This is a genomic window from Methylovorus sp. SPW-M1, from assembly GCF_053848825.1.
This window is the reverse complement of record NZ_CM132626.1, coordinates 2,737,751-2,752,852: the sequence shown is the minus strand read 5'-3', so window position 1 is coordinate 2,752,852 and position 15,102 is coordinate 2,737,751. Positions and strand designations below refer to the sequence as shown.

Below are 15,102 nucleotides of genomic sequence, written 5' to 3'. Positions count from 1 at the left end.
ATTCGGGCTTTGCCCGTTTCATGACCATGACCCCCGCAATCAAGATTGAGCAGGTAACCAAGGATTTCGGTGCTTTAAAAGCACTGAAAGGGATTGATCTGTCGATTGAGCAGGGGGAGTTCTTTGCCTTGCTAGGCCCCAATGGGGCAGGCAAGTCCACCCTGATCAACTTGCTGGCTGGCCTGCTGCGTCCAAGTAGCGGCAAATTGTCAGTGATGGGGCATGACGTAGTATCCCAATATGCGCAGGCCAGGCAGTTACTGGGCGTTGTCCCGCAAGAACTGGTGTTTGATCCATTTTTCAATGTGCGCGAAATGTTGCGTTTTCAGGCGGGGTATTTTGGTCGTGGGCCAGAAAATGACGCCTGGGTGGATGAAGTGATTGAGTCCCTGGGACTGACCGACAAGGCCCACGTCAATATGCGTCGCCTGTCTGGTGGCATGAAACGCCGTGCATTGATTGCACAGGCGCTGGCCCACAAGCCCCCCGTTATCGTGCTGGATGAACCAACCGCGGGCGTCGACGTGGAATTGCGCCAGACCATGTGGGCGTTCATTCAGCGCCTCAATCGCGAAGGTCATACCATCATTCTCACTACGCACTATCTGGAAGAGGCCGAGGTGCTCTGTTCGCGCGTTGCCATGATGAAGTCGGGCCAGATTGTGGCGCTGGACACCACGGCGAATCTGCTCAAGCAGATTCCTGGCAAGCAGCTGCGCGTTACCATGGCGCCTGGCAGTGTGCTGCCTGTTGGCATCGCTGCGCTGGTGCGTCATCGTGATGGCGATGTCTACATTTTTACATTGAATGATGTCGCCCAAGTAGCGGACGTATTGGCGGAGCTTCGCCAGTCGCAATTGACGGTTACGGATATGCAGCTGCTGGAAGCTGATCTCGAGGATGTGTTTGTCGATATGGTGGGGCGCGCATGAGCAGTCTCATCTCAGCACGCATGCGCGGTCCCTGGACGTTGTTCAAAAAGGAGCTGCTACGCTTCTGGCGCGTCAGTTTTCAGACCGTCGCAGCCCCGGTCATGACGGCGCTGCTGTATTTGCTGATTTTTTCGCATGTATTGGACAAGCACGTGCAGGTGTACGACGGCGTGGGTTACACCGCCTTCCTGATCCCGGGCCTGATCATGATGTCGGTATTGCAGAATGCCTTCGCCAATAGCTCATCCAGCCTTATCCAGTCTAAGGTGATGGGCAGTATTATTTTTGTGATGCTGACTCCGCTGTCTTACCTGGAGTTTTTCCTGGCATTCCTGGCGGCGTCCATCATTCGTGGCTTGGTGGTGGGGCTATGTATTTACCTGGTAGCGATCATTTTCATTGATCTGCCGATTGCGCATCCGGGGTTCATCCTGGCATTCGCGTTTCTGGGTAGTGCATTGCTGGGCGCGTTTGGCATTATCGCCGGCATATGGGCGGACAAGTTTGACCAGATGGCGGCATTCCAGAATTTTATTATCATGCCTCTGTCATTCCTTTCTGGCGTGTTTTACTCGATCCATTCCTTACCGCCGGTATGGCAGACGGTCTCCCATTTCAATCCGTTTTTCTACATGATAGATGGCTTCCGGTATGGGTTTTTTGGGCAAGGCGACATTTCTCCTGCCGTCAGTTTGCTGGTGGTCGGGGTCAGTTTCTTGCTGCTGTCATGGCTTGCGCTCAGAATGTTGAAATCCGGATACAAGCTCAGGGGCTAAAATGTTAAGCGCAGATGATGTAAAAACCTATATAACGCAGGGTCTGGCGTGTGATTACGTGCAAGTGCTGGGCAATGATGGCCAGCATTTTGAGGCGGTGATCGTGAGCGCTGCCTTTACAGGCAAGAATATGGTGCAGCAGCACCAGTTGGTTTATCAGGCTTTGGGCGATCGCATGCGCCAGGAAATTCATGCCTTATCGATGCGCACTTTTACGCCCGAAACTTGGGCGCAACGTGCTTCGACTTAAGCTTTTAAGGAGTTTGAAATGGATAGTACTCAAGAATTAATCAAGAATCAGGTCACTGCAAACCCCGTGGTGCTTTATATGAAGGGCACGCCTAAGTTTCCGCAATGCGGTTTCTCCGGTCTTGCCGTGCAGATTCTGCAGGCGAGCGGGGTAAAGGATTTCGTGGCGGTGGATGTGCTGGCTGATCCTGCCATTCGTGATGGCATCAAGGTTTATGCTAACTGGCCAACCATTCCCCAGCTCTATATCAAGGGCGAGTTCGTGGGTGGCGCTGATATCATGCGCGATCTGTTTCAACAGGGCGAGCTGCAAAAAATGCTGGAATCCGCTACTGCCTGAATCTTCGGGCAGTCGCTAGACAATAAAAGTTAGGGATGGATTTTGGACAAGCTGGTTATTGAAGGCGGCATTCCGCTACAAGGGGAAATCACCATTTCCGGTGCCAAGAATGCGGCATTGCCGATTCTCTGCGCTTCGCTTCTGGCGGAAACCCCGCTTAAACTGAGTGCGGTGGCCAAACTCAAGGATGTGGGGACTACCATTACCTTGCTGGAACACATGGGTGTTCAGGCCAGCCGATCCGAAGATCGTGTCGTCCTCGATGCTTCGCATATCCATACCCAGGAAGCGCCTTATGAAATGGTGAAAACCATGCGCGCTTCCATCCTCGTGCTGGGGCCTTTATTGGCCCGGTTTGGTCATGCCCGTGTGTCGTTGCCAGGCGGCTGTGCCATTGGTTCGCGGCCTGTTGATTTGCATATCAAGGGATTGCAAGCCATGGGCGCCGAGATCCATATTGAACATGGCTACATTGAGGCGCGCGCCAGCAAGCTCAAGGGAGCGCGCTATTTCATGGATATGGTCACGGTCACCGGTACCGAAAATCTCATGATGGCCGCGTGTTTGGCCGAGGGAACCACGGTGCTTGAGAACGCCGCCAAAGAACCCGAAGTGGTCGATCTTGCTGATTGCCTGATCAAAATGGGCGCGCGTATTGAAGGTGCTGGTACTGACATCATTACCATACACGGTGTGGAGCGTTTGCATGGCTGCGACCATCAGGTGGTATGCGATCGTATCGAGGCAGGAACCTATATGGTGGCTGCCGCCATGACCGGTGGTTGCGTCAAATTGAACAATGCACGGGCAGACCTGCTGGATGCCGTGATCGAGAAGTTGCGCGATGCCGGTGTAACAGTGGAAAGTGATGCAACTAGCATCACCGTGAAAAGTAACGGAAAATTGAAGGCTGTGAATATCCGCACAGCGCCGCATCCCGCTTTTCCCACGGACATGCAGGCGCAAATGATGGCCTTGAATACCATCGCGGATGGCGTGGCAAAAGTGACAGAGACTATTTTTGAAAATCGCTTCATGCATGTGCAGGAAATGCAGCGCCTGGGTGCCCAGATTGAAGTGGAAGGCAATACGGCGATTGTGCGCGGTGTGCCCAAGCTGGAAGGTGCTACCGTAATGGCGACCGATCTACGTGCTTCCGCCAGTCTGGTGCTGGCGGCGTTGGTAGCCAGTGGCGAGACGATAATCGAGCGTATTTATCACCTGGATCGTGGCTATGAAAATCTCGAAGAGAAGCTCACGGCGCTGGGTGCCAAGGTCAAGCGTACTTCTTGAAGCGCTTTGCCATTGAATGACCGTATTAACAGAGAACTGAATTCATGATCACCATTGCCCTATCCAAAGGCCGCATTTTTGAAGAGACCACCCCTCTGCTGGCGGCCGCGGGCATCCATGCCCTGGAAGCGCCAGAGGCTTCACGCAAGCTGATTCTGCCGACCAACCGTCCGGACGTCCGCTTGCTGATTGTGCGGGCAACCGATGTCCCCACTTACGTGCAATATGGCGCGGCTGATCTGGGCATTGCTGGTAAGGACGTGCTCACCGAACATGGTGGCGAAGGGTTGTATCAGCCGCTGGATCTGCAGATCGCCCGTTGCAAGATGATGGTCGCCGTGCGTGAGGATTTCGATTATTTCGGTTCGATTCGTCGCGGTGCCCGTCTCAAGGTCGTGACGAAATATGTGAAAACGGCGCGTGAGCATTTTGCCAACAAAGGCATGCATGTCGACCTGATCAAGTTGTATGGTTCGATGGAACTGGGCCCATTGGTCGGCCTGGCCGATGCGATTGTCGACCTGGTGAGCACCGGCGGCACGTTGCGCGCCAATCAGCTCAAGGCCGTCGAAGAGATTGCCGATATCAGCTCTCGCCTGGTGGTGAATCAGGCTTCGCTCAAGCTGAAGCGTGGCGAGCTGCAACCAATCATGGATTCATTTGCCCAAGCAGTGGCAGAAAATGGAAAGAAATAAGGCTATACAATGAATATTCGACGCTTTTCTACTCGCGATGCGAGCTTTGATGCGGATCTCAAAGCCTTGCTGGCATTTGAGACCGCTCAGGATGACCAGATTGATCTGGTGGTTGCCGATATCTTGCGCAATGTAAAACAACGTGGCGATGCCGCTGTGCTGGAATACACCAAGCGCTTTGATCATCTGGATGTGGCAGGTCTTTCCTCGCTGGAAATCTCCCAAGTAGAACTGCATGCCGCACTGGAAGCACTGCCGGCTGCCCAGCGCGAGGCATTGCAACAAGCGGCTGAGCGCGTGCGTCTTTACCACGAGAAGCAGTTGTTGTCTTCCTGGAGTTATACCGAGGACGATGGCACTTTGCTGGGCCAACAAGTGACTCCGCTTGATCGTGTGGGCTTATATGTACCTGGCGGCAAGGCGGCTTACCCCTCATCGGTGCTGATGAACGCCATTCCAGCCAAGGTGGCAGGCGTGGAAGAACTGATCATGGTAGTGCCGACACCCAATGGTGAGCGTAACCAGCTGGTGCTGGCAGCTGCGGCGGTATGTGGCGTGGATCGCGTGTTCTGTATCGGTGGCGCCCAAGCCGTGGGTGCTCTGGCATATGGCACCGAGACCGTACCGCAGGTAGACAAGATTGTCGGGCCTGGCAATGCCTATGTGGCCGCTGCCAAGCGTCGCGTATTTGGCGTAGTCGGTATTGATATGGTGGCCGGACCTTCTGAAATTCTCGTGATCTGTGATGGCAAGACCAATCCGGACTGGGTGGCGATGGATTTGTTTTCGCAAGCCGAGCACGACGAGCTTGCCCAGGCCATTTTGTTATCGCCCGATGCCGAGTTTCTTGACAAGGTCGCCGCCAGTGCAGCACGTCTGGTTGAGGAGATGCCGCGCAAGGACATCATCAAGACATCGCTGCAAGGCCGTGGCGCGCTGATTCAGGTGAAGGATCTGGAAGAAGCCGCTCGCATCAGCAATTACATCGCTCCGGAGCACTTGGAGCTTTCGCTGGATGACCCCTTGGCTTTCAGCAAGAAGATCAAGCATGCCGGTGCTATCTTCATGGGACGTGATACCTGCGAAGCACTGGGGGATTACTGTGCGGGACCTAATCACGTGTTGCCTACTTCACGTACGGCAAGATTTTCTTCGCCGCTTGGTGTGTACGATTTCCAGAAGCGCTCCAGCCTGATCATGGTATCGGCCGAAGGTGCGCAAAAACTGGGCAAAGTGGCCGCTACCCTCGCGTATGGCGAAGGCCTGCAAGCACACGCCCGTTCTGCGGAGTACCGGCTTAAAAAATGAGTAAATACTGGAGCCAGGTAGTACACGGCCTCACCCCCTATACACCGGGTGAGCAGCCTAAAATTGCCAACCTCATCAAGCTCAATACCAATGAAAATCCGTATGGCCCCAGCCCTAAGGTGCTGGAGGCTTTGCGCGGCGAAGCTGCGGATAGTCTGCGCCTTTACCCGGACCCCAATTCAGATCGCCTGAAGCAGGCCATCGCTGAGTTTCATGGCTTGACGCCAGCACAGGTGTTTGTTGGCAATGGGTCGGATGAGGTGCTGGCACATGTGTTTCTTGCTTTGCTCAAGCATGATGCTCCTTTGTTATTTCCGGATATTACCTACAGCTTTTATCCGGTGTATTGCGGGCTCTACGATATTGATTATCAGACCGTGCCATTGACGCAAACCTTTGAAATCAACGTGGATGATTATCGCGTTGCGAATGGCGGGATTATTTTCCCCAACCCCAATGCGCCCACGGGGCGTGTGCTGGCGCTGAGTGAGATACGCCGGTTGCTGGATGCCAATACCGAATCGGTGGTTGTCATTGATGAGGCCTATATTGATTTTGGTGGTGAATCAGCCGTAACGCTGGTCAATGCGTATCCGCAGTTGCTGGTGACGCATACCTTGTCAAAATCACGTTCCCTTGCTGGTTTGCGTGTCGGGTACGCGGTGGGTCATCCTGAGCTGATCGATGCCTTGCATCGTGTGAAAGATAGCTTCAACTCCTACCCCATCGACAGGTTTGCCAGTGCCGGAGCAGTGGCTGCGATGGAGGATGTTGCCTACTTCGAGGCGACGCGCCAGCGCGTGATGGCTAGCCGCGAAAAGCTTGTGGATGCCATGCAGGCCTTGGGTTTTGAAGTATTGCCTTCCGGAGCCAATTTCATTTTTGCGCGTCACCCCCATCGTGACGCCTTAGGTCTGACGACGGCATTGCGTGAGCGCAGCATTATCGTGCGCCACTTTAAAAAGCCTGCCCGCATTGATCAGTTCATGCGCATTACCGTGGGGACTGATGAGGAATGTGAGGCACTGATTGCCGCTTTGAAGGACATTCTCTCCGCCACCTGAACTTAAAAGCGATTATGATGCTGCCTGATGATGCATTTAAGGTGCATCATGGCAAAATATTGCTAAAATTCAACCGATTTACCCTATTCACAAGAAAAAATGTATCATTACGGAGTGAGTAAATCATAACCCTGTAACTTAAGCGGAGGAAGTATCGTGGCACAACCATCAGTACAAATGGCATTGGATTCATTGGATTTCGATGCAACCGTAGCACTGGCTACCAAAGTAGCCCCCCATGTAGATATTCTTGAAATCGGTACCCCTTGTATCAAGTACAACGGTATCAAGCTGCTGCAAACACTGCGCGCTAAATTCCCGAACAACAAGATTCTGGTTGATCTGAAGACCATGGATGCTGGCTACTACGAAGCTGAGCCTTTCTACAAGGCTGGCGCTGACATTTGCACCGTACTGGGTACTGCCGATATCGGTACTATCAAGGGTGTAATTGATGTTGCCAACAAGTATGGCAAAGAAGCTCAAATCGATCTGATCAACGTAGCAGACAAAGCTGCTCGTACCAAGGAAGTTGCAAAGCTGGGCGCGCACATCATCGGTGTGCACACTGGTCTGGACCAACAAGCTGCTGGTCAAACTCCATTTGCTGACCTGGGTCTGGTATCCAGTCTGAATCTGGGTGTTAAGGTTTCTGTTGCTGGTGGTATCAAGCCAGCTACTGTTAAGCAAGTAGTGGATGCTGGTGCCAACATCGTTGTTGCTGGTGCTGCTATCTACGGTGCTGCTGACCCTGCTGCTGCTGCTGCTGAAATCAGCGGCCTGGCTAAAGGTTCGACTTCCAGCGGCGGCGTGTTCGGCTGGCTGAAGAAGCTGTTCAGCTAAGACGAAATATCACGTCTGGAACTCAAACCGCCGCAGTCGCTGCAAAGGTCTGCGGCGGTTTTTAGTTTTTTGAAACTCAAGAAAGTAATGATCTTCCCATGCGTATTGCCGAAGTAAGTCGTAATACCCTCGAAACGCAAATCTCGGTGTCAATCAATCTGGATGGTACCGGCGTATCCAAGCTCGCCAGCGGTCTGGGTTTTTTTGATCACATGCTGGATCAGATTGCCCGTCATGGCATGATGGACATCACAGTGTCTGCTAATGGCGATTTGCATATTGATGCGCATCACACTGTCGAGGATATTGGCATTACCCTGGGTCAAGCTTTTGCCAAGGCAATAGGCGATAAAAAAGGCATACGTCGTTACGGTCACTCTTATGTACCGTTGGACGAAGCATTGTCGCGTGTTGTACTGGATATTTCCGGCCGCCCCGGCATGGAATTCGGCGTGGAGTTTACACGCGCCCGCATAGGCGACTTCGATGTCGACCTCATACACGAATTTTTCCAGGGCTTTGTCAATCACGCCCTGGTGACCCTGCATATCGATAATCTGCGTGGTGACAATGCGCACCATCAGGCAGAAACGATTTTCAAGGCTTTTGGCCGCGCTTTGCGTATGGCCGTGGAAGCAGATGACCGCATGACCGGCATCATGCCTTCGACTAAAGGCACTTTATAAGTTTTGGGTAGTCCCAATATTTCTGATTTTGTTAAGCACAGACTATGATCGATATTGCTGTTGTGGATTATGGCATGGGCAATTTGCGCTCCGTATCCAAGGCGCTGGAGCATGTGGCGCCCGGTAAACGGGTGGTCGTGACCAGTGATCCTGCCGACATTGCGGCGGCTGAGCGTGTGGTGTTTCCTGGCCAGGGGGCCATGCCTGACTGTGTCAGGGAGCTTGATGCCAGAGGCCTGCGCCAAGCGGTGATTTCTGCGGCTGCCGACAAGCCTTTTCTGGGCATCTGTATCGGGCTGCAGCTCCTGTTCGATCATAGTGAAGAAGGCAATGCCGCTGGACTGAGCATCTTGCCAGGGAATGTTAAGCGCTTTGCTGATGCTGATATGGTGGATGCAAACGGTGCACGGTTAAAAGTCCCTCATATGGGCTGGAACGAGGTTTATCAGAGCCGTCCTCACCCCATATGGAGCGATATCGCCGATGGCGAGCGTTTTTATTACGTGCATAGTTACTATGTCGTTCCCGAGGACGCCGGGATTGAGGTGGGCTATAGCAATTACCCCAAGCGCTTTACCAGCTGTATTGCGCGCGATAATATTTTTGCGGTGCAGTTTCACCCAGAAAAAAGCCAGCACGCCGGCCTGAAGTTGTTATCCAATTTTGTTGCGTGGGACGGACGTCCTTAATTTCTATCTATTAAAAAAATATGCTGATTATTCCTGCCATCGACCTGAAAGACGGTCACTGTGTACGACTCAAACAAGGCCTTATGGAAGACGCTACCGTGTTTTCCGAGGATCCGGGTGCCATGGCGCGCCATTGGGTAGATAAGGGCGGCAAACGTCTGCATCTGGTGGACCTTAATGGGGCATTTGCAGGAAAGCCCGTGAATGAAGGCGCGATCAAAGCCATTGTGGATGCGGTTGGTGGAGAAATACCTATTCAGCTCGGCGGTGGTATCCGTGATCTTGAGACCATTGAGCGTTATTTGGACGATGGTATCGATTACGTCATCATTGGCACAGCTGCTGTTAAAAATCCGGGGTTTTTACATGAGGCATGCTATGCCTTCCCTGGTCAGATCATGGTTGGTCTTGATGCCAAGGATGGCAAGGTGGCGGTAGATGGCTGGTCCAAACTCACCGGGCATGACGTGATTGATCTGGCACAGAAATTTGAAGGGTATGGCGTGGAAGCCGTGGTGTATACCGATATCGGTCGCGATGGCATGCTGAGCGGGGTGAACATTGAAGCAACCGTGGCATTGGCGCGAGCGCTGACCATTCCGGTCATTGCCAGTGGCGGCATTACCAATCTTGAAGATGTGCACAAGCTGTGTGCCGTGGAAAGTGAAGGCATCATGGGAGCCATTACCGGCCGCGCCATTTATGAAGGCACGCTGGATTTTGCTGCCGCACAAGCATTGGCAGACGAGCTGAACGGATGAGCCTGGCCAAGCGCATTATTCCCTGCCTGGACGTGACCGATGGTCGTGTGGTCAAGGGCGTGAATTTCCTGGAGCTGCGCGATGCGGGTGATCCGGTTGAGATTGCCAAACGCTATGATGATCAGGGCGCAGATGAGCTTACTTTCCTGGATATCACGGCCAGTTCGGACAACCGGGGCTTAATTCTCAATATTATCGAGCAAGTCGCTTCCCAGGTTTTCATTCCATTGACGGTGGGCGGTGGAGTGCGCGAAGTCGACGATGTTCGCCGCTTGTTGAACGCCGGGGCCGATAAAGTCAGTATCAACACTTCCGCTGTCACCAATCCGCAATTGGTGGCAGACGCGGCAGGACGCTTTGGTTCGCAATGCATTGTGGTGGCGATTGATGCCAAGCAGGTGGGCGATCATTGGGAAGTGTTTACCCACGGTGGCAGAAAAGCCACGGGACTTGATGCTGTTGAGTGGGCAAAGAAAATGGTTGCGCTTGGTGCTGGTGAATTGCTGGTGACCAGTATGGACCGCGATGGCACCAAAATCGGTTTTAACCTGCCCTTGAATCGCGCGATCAGCGATGCGGTCAGTGTCCCTATCATTGCTTCGGGAGGTGTGGGCAATCTATTGCACCTTGTTGAAGGTGTACAAGAGGGCGGCGCTGACGCTGTGCTGGCAGCTAGTATTTTCCACTATGGTGAATTTACAGTACGCCAGGCAAAAGAATACATGCGTGACCATGGCATAGAGGTGCGATTGTGAGCGTAGCATGGCTGGATAAAGTGCAATGGACAGCGGATGGCTTGGTGCCAGTTATTGCCCAAGAGGTCGGTAGTAACAAAGTGCTGATGTTCGCATGGATGAATCGCGAAGCCTTGCGCCTGACTGCCGAAACCGGGCAGGCTGTTTATTGGTCACGTTCGCGCAACCGTCTCTGGCATAAGGGTGAGGAATCCGGTCATGTGCAAAAAGTGCATGAGATTCGCCTTGATTGCGATGAAGATGTGGTACTCATCAGTGTCGAACAGGTGGGCGGCATTGCCTGCCATACTGGGCGGCATAATTGTTTTTTCCAGAAGCTGACAGATACTGAATGGGTGATAGACCAGCCCGTTATCAAAAATCCTGGGGATATTTACCACCGTGAGTGATGTACTTAACCGATTGGGCGAGTTGCTGGAACAGCGTAAACAAGCTGATCCGGCAGCCTCCTATGTGGCCAAGCTGTATGCCAAGGGTATGGATAGTATCCTGAAGAAAGTAGGCGAAGAGGCCGCGGAGACCATCATTGCCGGCAAGGGTGGCAACAAGGATGAAATCATTTATGAAACCGCCGATCTCTGGTTTCATACCTTGATCATGCTGGCGCATGCCGGGCTTGAGCCTCAGGATGTGCTGGATGAGCTTGCCCGCCGCGAAGGCCTCTCCGGGCTGGTAGAAAAAGCCCAACGCAAGGAGTAGCATGGAATGAGTGCTGATTGTATTTTTTGCAAAATTGTCGCGGGTGCCATTCCGTCCACCCAGATTTATGCAGATGACGACGTGGTGGTATTCAAGGATATTAATCCTCTGGCCCCCGTTCATTTTCTTATTGTTCCGCGCGCGCACATAGAATCATTGGCCGGCTGCGACGCATCTCATCAGGCATTGCTGGGAAAAATGTTGCTGTTGGCCCCCAAGCTGGCCAAAGAACAAGGTCTTGCTGGCTTTCGTACCATGATCAATACCGGGCGAGAAGGTGGCCAAGAGGTATTCCATATTCATGTTCATGTTTTTGGCGGCGGCACTACCCTGCCAAAAACTTAGCGCTAAAATTCAGGAGAGTTGAAATGGGTTCATTCAGTATTTGGCATTGGTTGATCGTGCTGGTTATCGTGGTACTGATTTTTGGTACCAAGAAGCTACGCAATATGGGCAGTGATGTCGGTGGCGCCGTGAAAAACTTCAAGGATGCCATGAATGAAGGCGCGCAAAAGCCGGGCAGTCTGGATGATCGCGGAACCAGCAATACGGTCGAAGGCGAAGTGACCCAGAAATCCAAGCAGTAAAGCGGCCATCTGCCCGTGTTCGATATTGCTTTTTCCGAACTGCTAGTAATTGGCGTAGTTGCCTTGATTGTGATCGGCCCGGAAAAATTACCCAAGGTGGCACGGACATTGGGGTTACTCGCAGGCAGGTTGCAACGCTATGTTGCCAATGTAAAGTCTGATATTGATCGTGAGCTCCAATTTCAGGATTTGCAGAAGTTGCAGCAGGAAATCAAGCAGGGGGCTGATCGTCTTCAGGCAGATATGCATCAATTTCAGTCTCGCGCCAATGAGCAGCTCAAGGAGGTCGAAAAAAGTATGATTCCTCCTCCTGAGTCATCACCCGAGGCCGTTACTCCCCCAGTACAACCTGACACCCACAAGCCACAGTGACGACGACGGATACCTTTATTTCGCATCTGATTGAGTTGCGCAACCGGTTGTTGCGTATTGTCATCGGAGTGGTGCTGGTATTTATCGGCTTATTCCCTTTTGCCAATAAAATTTATACGCTATTGGCTCAGCCATTATTGAGTCATTTGCCGGCTGGCGGACAAATGATTGCTACAGCCGTTACCACGCCTTTCTTTGTGCCCATGAAAGTGGCGATGCTGGCGGCATTTGTTATCTCTCTGCCACACACCCTTTATCAAGTCTGGTCATTTATTGCACCTGGGCTTTACACCCATGAGCGGCGATTCATGGCGCCACTGGTCGTGGCGAGCACGCTCTTGTTCTTCGCCGGGATGTGTTTTGCTTATTTTCTGGTGTTCCCGGTCGTGTTTGGCTTTATTGCCGGCACAGCGCCTGAGGGTGTCGCCGTGATGACCGATATCGGCAACTATCTTGACTTTGTTATCACGCTTTTCATGGCGTTCGGTATTGCCTTTGAAGTGCCGGTGGCTGTCGTGTTATTGGTATATTTTGGCCTGGTCAATATTGAGACGCTCAAAGATATACGTTCCTATGTCATTGTCGGAGCCTTTGTCATTGGCGCCATTTTCACCCCTCCTGATGTCATATCCCAGGTCATGCTGGCTGTCCCTCTGTGGTTGCTATACGAGGCCGGCATTCTTGTCGCAGGATTTCTGCGCGTTCGTACTACTCAAGCTGATTAGTTTTTTACCTTAGCGTTGCAAAAATGCATACGACCATAATTTATTCATGGTTATTTAACCATATTTAAAGAAAGGTCTTTAAAAAGTTTTTTGCCAGGCGTAAGATCAATTTGCCTATAACAATGACAGGGTAAAGGAGATTGAAATGCTTAAAGTACTGTTTGGATCCTGGGTTGGAATTGCTTCCATCATGACGATAGTGCTGACGATCGTGGTAGTCAGCTATTGGGTAGGGTATTGCGTGGTCAATGCGAACCGCGCCAAATAAGGCGCGGATATTCCCGGGCTTGCTGCCCGGGACTTACTCGGAAGGAACGACAGTTGGACGCGGGCGCTTGCCAATAAGAACAGGCACTGAAAATTCTTTCTGGTCGCGCGAGATTTTCAGTATGGCTTTCTTGTTGGGCTTCAAACTGGAGATCAGGTTCAGCATGCTGGAACTGTCTTGAACCTGACGCCCATCAATCTCCAGAAGAATATCTCCGGGTCTCAAGCCGGCTCGCTCGGCAGGGCTGTCGCGCAATATGCCGGCAATCAGTGAGCCACGCACCTCTTTCAGGCGGAAAGACTCCGCCAGTTCTGGTGTGATGTCTTGAGCCTCAATGCCAATCCAGCCACGCGTTACACTGCCTTGACGAATGATCTGTTCCATAACCTGTTTGGCGAGGCTGACAGGAATGGCAAAACCAATCCCCATTGACCCGCCACTGCGGGAGTAGATGGCGCTGTTGACACCAACCAGATTGCCATCTGTGTCTATCAATGCCCCTCCGGAGTTGCCCGGGTTAATCGGCGCATCGGTCTGAATGAAGTTCTCAAAAGTATTAATGCCCAGGTGGCTGCGGCCAACCGCGCTAATAATGCCTTGCGTCACGGTTTGCCCGACTCCAAACGGATTGCCAATCGCCAGCACCACATCGCCAACATTAATCTGATCCGCTTTGGCAAACGTAATCGCGGGCAGATTCTTTACGTCTACTTTAAGCACGGCCAAATCTGTCTCGGGGTCTGTGCCAACGACGCGTGCCGATACTGTTCTGCCATCAGCCAGTGCGACTTCGATTTCATCCGCAGATTCAATGACGTGGTGATTGGTCAGGATCAGTCCTTGGGTACTGACGATAACACCAGATCCCAGGCTGTTCTCACGTTGTGGTTGCTCATCCTGCTGATCACCAAAAAAATGACGGAAAAGCGGATCATCCATGAAAGGTTGAGATGGATTTGCCTCAGCTTTTTTGCTGGTAAAAATGTTAACAACGGAAGGCATGGCCTTCTTTGCGGCAACACTGTAAGACCCGGGCGGTATGGAGGAGGCTGGGGTGGCAGGTGCCTCATTGACGACCAGCGGTTTGGCGCTGGGAGTGAACAAATCTGGATAAAATTGTTGAGCGACAAAAATGACAGCGAGACTGATGGTGACAGTCTGTGCAAAAATGAGCCAAAGTTTGCGCATGATCTAAATGAGTTTTTCCGAAAATGGATGCAGAAAAATGAAATTGAATGAGTTGTTAGATTATACCGGACAAATTCTTCAGGTAGCGCGGTTCAAGGATTATTGCCCAAATGGGCTGCAAGTGGAGGGGCGCTCTGAAGTCGCGCGCGTGGTGACAGGTGTAACGGCATCGCTTTCGCTGCTGGAGGCGGCCAGAGAGCAGGGGGCCGATCTGGTGATGGTGCATCACGGATATTTCTGGCGCAACGAAGATGCGCGAATCGTGGGAATAAAGCAAAAACGTATCAAGCTCCTGTTGGAAAGCGGGATGTCATTGGCAGCCTATCATCTTCCTCTGGACGCCCATCAGGAATTGGGAAACAACGCACAACTGGCGAGACGATTGGGATTTGTTGTCGATGGTTGGACCGGGGAGCAGGACCTGATTGCCTACGGTAGAATTGCGGTTGAGATGACGGGTAGCATGTTGCGGCAGCATATATCCAGCATGTTGGACCGCGAGGCGATATTGTTGGGGCCTGGTGAGAAACCGATTCAGAAGGTGGCGTGGTGTACAGGCGGTGCGCAAGGTTATATGGAGCAAGCAATTGCATTAGGCGTAGACGCGTATATCAGTGGGGAGGTGTCGGAGCAAAACTTGCATCTCGCTAATGAGGCCGGGGTAGTTTATATTGGGGCGGGACATCACGCGACGGAGCGTTATGGCATTCAGGCCTTGGGCGCACATCTCCAAAATCGATTCAATCTGGAGCATCACTACATCGAAATCAATAACCCTGTATAAGCCGCGGTTTTAGGTTTAAGTTTTTCTCTGAACGCTGTAAAATGGCGCGCTAATTAACTGTATTAGAGCAAGTCGCATTAAATTTAAG

22 protein-coding genes are annotated in these 15,102 nt (G+C 52.2%); 21 read left to right on the top strand and 1 reads right to left on the bottom strand.

Annotated elements, in window-relative coordinates; genetic code table 11:
- The first annotated feature begins 20 nt into the window (after positions 1-20).
- From ACWWD9_RS13065 to ACWWD9_RS12970, 20 genes are all read left to right on the top strand, one after another.
- Positions 21-932 carry an ATP-binding cassette domain-containing protein gene (locus ACWWD9_RS13065; protein ID WP_455867251.1) on the top strand — a complete coding sequence of 304 codons (912 nt, stop codon included), beginning with the start codon at positions 21-23 and terminating at the stop codon, positions 930-932.
- The gene (locus ACWWD9_RS13060) at positions 929-1,708 is read left to right on the top strand and encodes an ABC transporter permease (protein ID WP_013441089.1); all 780 of its coding nucleotides are present in this window, start codon (positions 929-931) and stop codon (positions 1,706-1,708) included. Before ACWWD9_RS13065 ends, ACWWD9_RS13060 begins: the two co-directional genes overlap by 4 nt.
- 1 nt (position 1,709) lies before the next feature.
- The gene (locus ACWWD9_RS13055; protein WP_013441090.1) at positions 1,710-1,958 is read left to right on the top strand and encodes a BolA family protein; all 249 of its coding nucleotides are present in this window, start codon (positions 1,710-1,712) and stop codon (positions 1,956-1,958) included.
- Positions 1,959-1,976: 18 nt separating this feature from the next.
- On the top strand, positions 1,977-2,297 hold the full coding sequence (gene grxD, locus ACWWD9_RS13050) for a Grx4 family monothiol glutaredoxin (RefSeq protein ID WP_013441091.1): 321 nt from the start codon (positions 1,977-1,979) through the stop codon (positions 2,295-2,297).
- Positions 2,298-2,339: 42 nt separating this feature from the next.
- Complete coding sequence (murA, locus tag ACWWD9_RS13045) at positions 2,340-3,590, top strand: UDP-N-acetylglucosamine 1-carboxyvinyltransferase (RefSeq protein WP_013441092.1); 1,251 nt, start codon at positions 2,340-2,342, stop codon at positions 3,588-3,590.
- Between the two features lie 44 nt (positions 3,591-3,634).
- Positions 3,635-4,285, top strand: coding sequence for an ATP phosphoribosyltransferase (gene hisG / locus ACWWD9_RS13040; RefSeq protein WP_013441093.1), 651 nt, complete (start codon positions 3,635-3,637; stop codon positions 4,283-4,285).
- Between the two features lie 9 nt (positions 4,286-4,294).
- The gene (gene hisD / locus ACWWD9_RS13035) at positions 4,295-5,593 is read left to right on the top strand and encodes a histidinol dehydrogenase (RefSeq protein ID WP_455867250.1); all 1,299 of its coding nucleotides are present in this window, start codon (positions 4,295-4,297) and stop codon (positions 5,591-5,593) included.
- Complete coding sequence (gene hisC, locus ACWWD9_RS13030) at positions 5,590-6,657, top strand: histidinol-phosphate transaminase (protein ID WP_455867249.1); 1,068 nt, start codon at positions 5,590-5,592, stop codon at positions 6,655-6,657. Before hisD ends, hisC begins: the two co-directional genes overlap by 4 nt.
- A gap of 177 nt (positions 6,658-6,834) precedes the next feature.
- A complete protein-coding gene (gene hxlA / locus ACWWD9_RS13025; protein WP_013441096.1) occupies positions 6,835-7,500 on the top strand; it encodes a 3-hexulose-6-phosphate synthase in 666 nt (221 codons plus the stop codon).
- A gap of 98 nt (positions 7,501-7,598) precedes the next feature.
- Complete coding sequence (gene hisB, locus ACWWD9_RS13020; RefSeq protein WP_013441097.1) at positions 7,599-8,186, top strand: imidazoleglycerol-phosphate dehydratase HisB; 588 nt, start codon at positions 7,599-7,601, stop codon at positions 8,184-8,186.
- Positions 8,187-8,230: 44 nt separating this feature from the next.
- A complete protein-coding gene (gene hisH, locus ACWWD9_RS13015) occupies positions 8,231-8,875 on the top strand; it encodes an imidazole glycerol phosphate synthase subunit HisH (protein ID WP_455867248.1) in 645 nt (214 codons plus the stop codon).
- A gap of 20 nt (positions 8,876-8,895) precedes the next feature.
- On the top strand, positions 8,896-9,636 hold the full coding sequence (gene hisA, locus ACWWD9_RS13010) for a 1-(5-phosphoribosyl)-5-[(5-phosphoribosylamino)methylideneamino]imidazole-4-carboxamide isomerase (protein WP_013441099.1): 741 nt from the start codon (positions 8,896-8,898) through the stop codon (positions 9,634-9,636).
- Entirely contained in the window at positions 9,633-10,391 is a 759-nt protein-coding gene (gene hisF / locus ACWWD9_RS13005; RefSeq protein WP_013441100.1) for an imidazole glycerol phosphate synthase subunit HisF, read from the top strand. Before hisA ends, hisF begins: the two co-directional genes overlap by 4 nt.
- On the top strand, positions 10,388-10,780 hold the full coding sequence (hisI, locus tag ACWWD9_RS13000; protein WP_013441101.1) for a phosphoribosyl-AMP cyclohydrolase: 393 nt from the start codon (positions 10,388-10,390) through the stop codon (positions 10,778-10,780). The genes hisF and hisI overlap by 4 nt, the downstream gene beginning before the upstream one ends.
- On the top strand, positions 10,773-11,090 hold the full coding sequence (locus ACWWD9_RS12995) for a phosphoribosyl-ATP diphosphatase (protein ID WP_015829251.1): 318 nt from the start codon (positions 10,773-10,775) through the stop codon (positions 11,088-11,090). Before hisI ends, ACWWD9_RS12995 begins: the two co-directional genes overlap by 8 nt.
- A 6-nt stretch (positions 11,091-11,096) precedes the next feature.
- Entirely contained in the window at positions 11,097-11,435 is a 339-nt protein-coding gene (locus tag ACWWD9_RS12990) for a histidine triad nucleotide-binding protein (protein ID WP_455867247.1), read from the top strand.
- 23 nt (positions 11,436-11,458) lie between these two features.
- The gene (gene tatA / locus ACWWD9_RS12985) at positions 11,459-11,677 is read left to right on the top strand and encodes a Sec-independent protein translocase subunit TatA (protein ID WP_013441104.1); all 219 of its coding nucleotides are present in this window, start codon (positions 11,459-11,461) and stop codon (positions 11,675-11,677) included.
- Positions 11,678-11,692: 15 nt separating this feature from the next.
- Positions 11,693-12,049 carry a Sec-independent protein translocase protein TatB gene (gene tatB / locus ACWWD9_RS12980; RefSeq protein ID WP_455867246.1) on the top strand — a complete coding sequence of 119 codons (357 nt, stop codon included), beginning with the start codon at positions 11,693-11,695 and terminating at the stop codon, positions 12,047-12,049.
- Positions 12,046-12,774 (top strand): twin-arginine translocase subunit TatC, encoded by a 729-nt coding sequence (gene tatC / locus ACWWD9_RS12975; RefSeq protein WP_013441106.1) that lies wholly within the window; start codon positions 12,046-12,048, stop codon positions 12,772-12,774. Before tatB ends, tatC begins: the two co-directional genes overlap by 4 nt.
- A 145-nt stretch (positions 12,775-12,919) precedes the next feature.
- Positions 12,920-13,042 carry a DUF3149 domain-containing protein gene (locus ACWWD9_RS12970; RefSeq protein ID WP_013441107.1) on the top strand — a complete coding sequence of 41 codons (123 nt, stop codon included), beginning with the start codon at positions 12,920-12,922 and terminating at the stop codon, positions 13,040-13,042.
- Between the two features lie 33 nt (positions 13,043-13,075).
- On the opposite strand, the gene ACWWD9_RS12965 is transcribed toward ACWWD9_RS12970, so the two are convergent.
- Positions 13,076-14,230 (bottom strand): Do family serine endopeptidase, encoded by a 1,155-nt coding sequence (locus ACWWD9_RS12965; protein ID WP_455867245.1) that lies wholly within the window; start codon positions 14,228-14,230, stop codon positions 13,076-13,078.
- 37 nt (positions 14,231-14,267) lie between these two features.
- Between ACWWD9_RS12965 and ACWWD9_RS12960 the strand changes: the two genes are divergently transcribed.
- Entirely contained in the window at positions 14,268-15,014 is a 747-nt protein-coding gene (locus tag ACWWD9_RS12960; protein WP_455867244.1) for a Nif3-like dinuclear metal center hexameric protein, read from the top strand.
- Positions 15,015-15,102 lie beyond the last annotated feature (88 nt).

What these genes read in the sequence shown, in the direction of transcription:
- tatA (WP_013441104.1), top strand. Translation starts at nt 11,459, where the DNA reads ATGGGTTCATTCAGTATTTGGCATTGGTTGATCGTGCTGGTTATCGTG.
- hisC (WP_455867249.1), top strand. Translation starts at nt 5,590, where the DNA reads ATGAGTAAATACTGGAGCCAGGTAGTACACGGCCTCACCCCCTATACA.
- hisF (WP_013441100.1), top strand. Translation starts at nt 9,633, where the DNA reads ATGAGCCTGGCCAAGCGCATTATTCCCTGCCTGGACGTGACCGATGGT.
- ACWWD9_RS13060 (WP_013441089.1), top strand. Translation starts at nt 929, where the DNA reads ATGAGCAGTCTCATCTCAGCACGCATGCGCGGTCCCTGGACGTTGTTC.
- hisD (WP_455867250.1), top strand. Translation starts at nt 4,295, where the DNA reads ATGAATATTCGACGCTTTTCTACTCGCGATGCGAGCTTTGATGCGGAT.
- hisB (WP_013441097.1), top strand. Translation starts at nt 7,599, where the DNA reads ATGCGTATTGCCGAAGTAAGTCGTAATACCCTCGAAACGCAAATCTCG.
- hisA (WP_013441099.1), top strand. Translation starts at nt 8,896, where the DNA reads ATGCTGATTATTCCTGCCATCGACCTGAAAGACGGTCACTGTGTACGA.
- hisH (WP_455867248.1), top strand. Translation starts at nt 8,231, where the DNA reads ATGATCGATATTGCTGTTGTGGATTATGGCATGGGCAATTTGCGCTCC.
- ACWWD9_RS12960 (WP_455867244.1), top strand. Translation starts at nt 14,268, where the DNA reads ATGAAATTGAATGAGTTGTTAGATTATACCGGACAAATTCTTCAGGTA.
- grxD (WP_013441091.1), top strand. Translation starts at nt 1,977, where the DNA reads ATGGATAGTACTCAAGAATTAATCAAGAATCAGGTCACTGCAAACCCC.
- ACWWD9_RS13065 (WP_455867251.1), top strand. Translation starts at nt 21, where the DNA reads ATGACCATGACCCCCGCAATCAAGATTGAGCAGGTAACCAAGGATTTC.
- ACWWD9_RS12990 (WP_455867247.1), top strand. Translation starts at nt 11,097, where the DNA reads ATGAGTGCTGATTGTATTTTTTGCAAAATTGTCGCGGGTGCCATTCCG.
- hxlA (WP_013441096.1), top strand. Translation starts at nt 6,835, where the DNA reads ATGGCATTGGATTCATTGGATTTCGATGCAACCGTAGCACTGGCTACC.
- ACWWD9_RS12970 (WP_013441107.1), top strand. Translation starts at nt 12,920, where the DNA reads ATGCTTAAAGTACTGTTTGGATCCTGGGTTGGAATTGCTTCCATCATG.
- hisG (WP_013441093.1), top strand. Translation starts at nt 3,635, where the DNA reads ATGATCACCATTGCCCTATCCAAAGGCCGCATTTTTGAAGAGACCACC.
- ACWWD9_RS12965 (WP_455867245.1), bottom strand. Translation starts at nt 14,230, where the DNA reads ATGCGCAAACTTTGGCTCATTTTTGCACAGACTGTCACCATCAGTCTC.
- ACWWD9_RS13055 (WP_013441090.1), top strand. Translation starts at nt 1,710, where the DNA reads ATGTTAAGCGCAGATGATGTAAAAACCTATATAACGCAGGGTCTGGCG.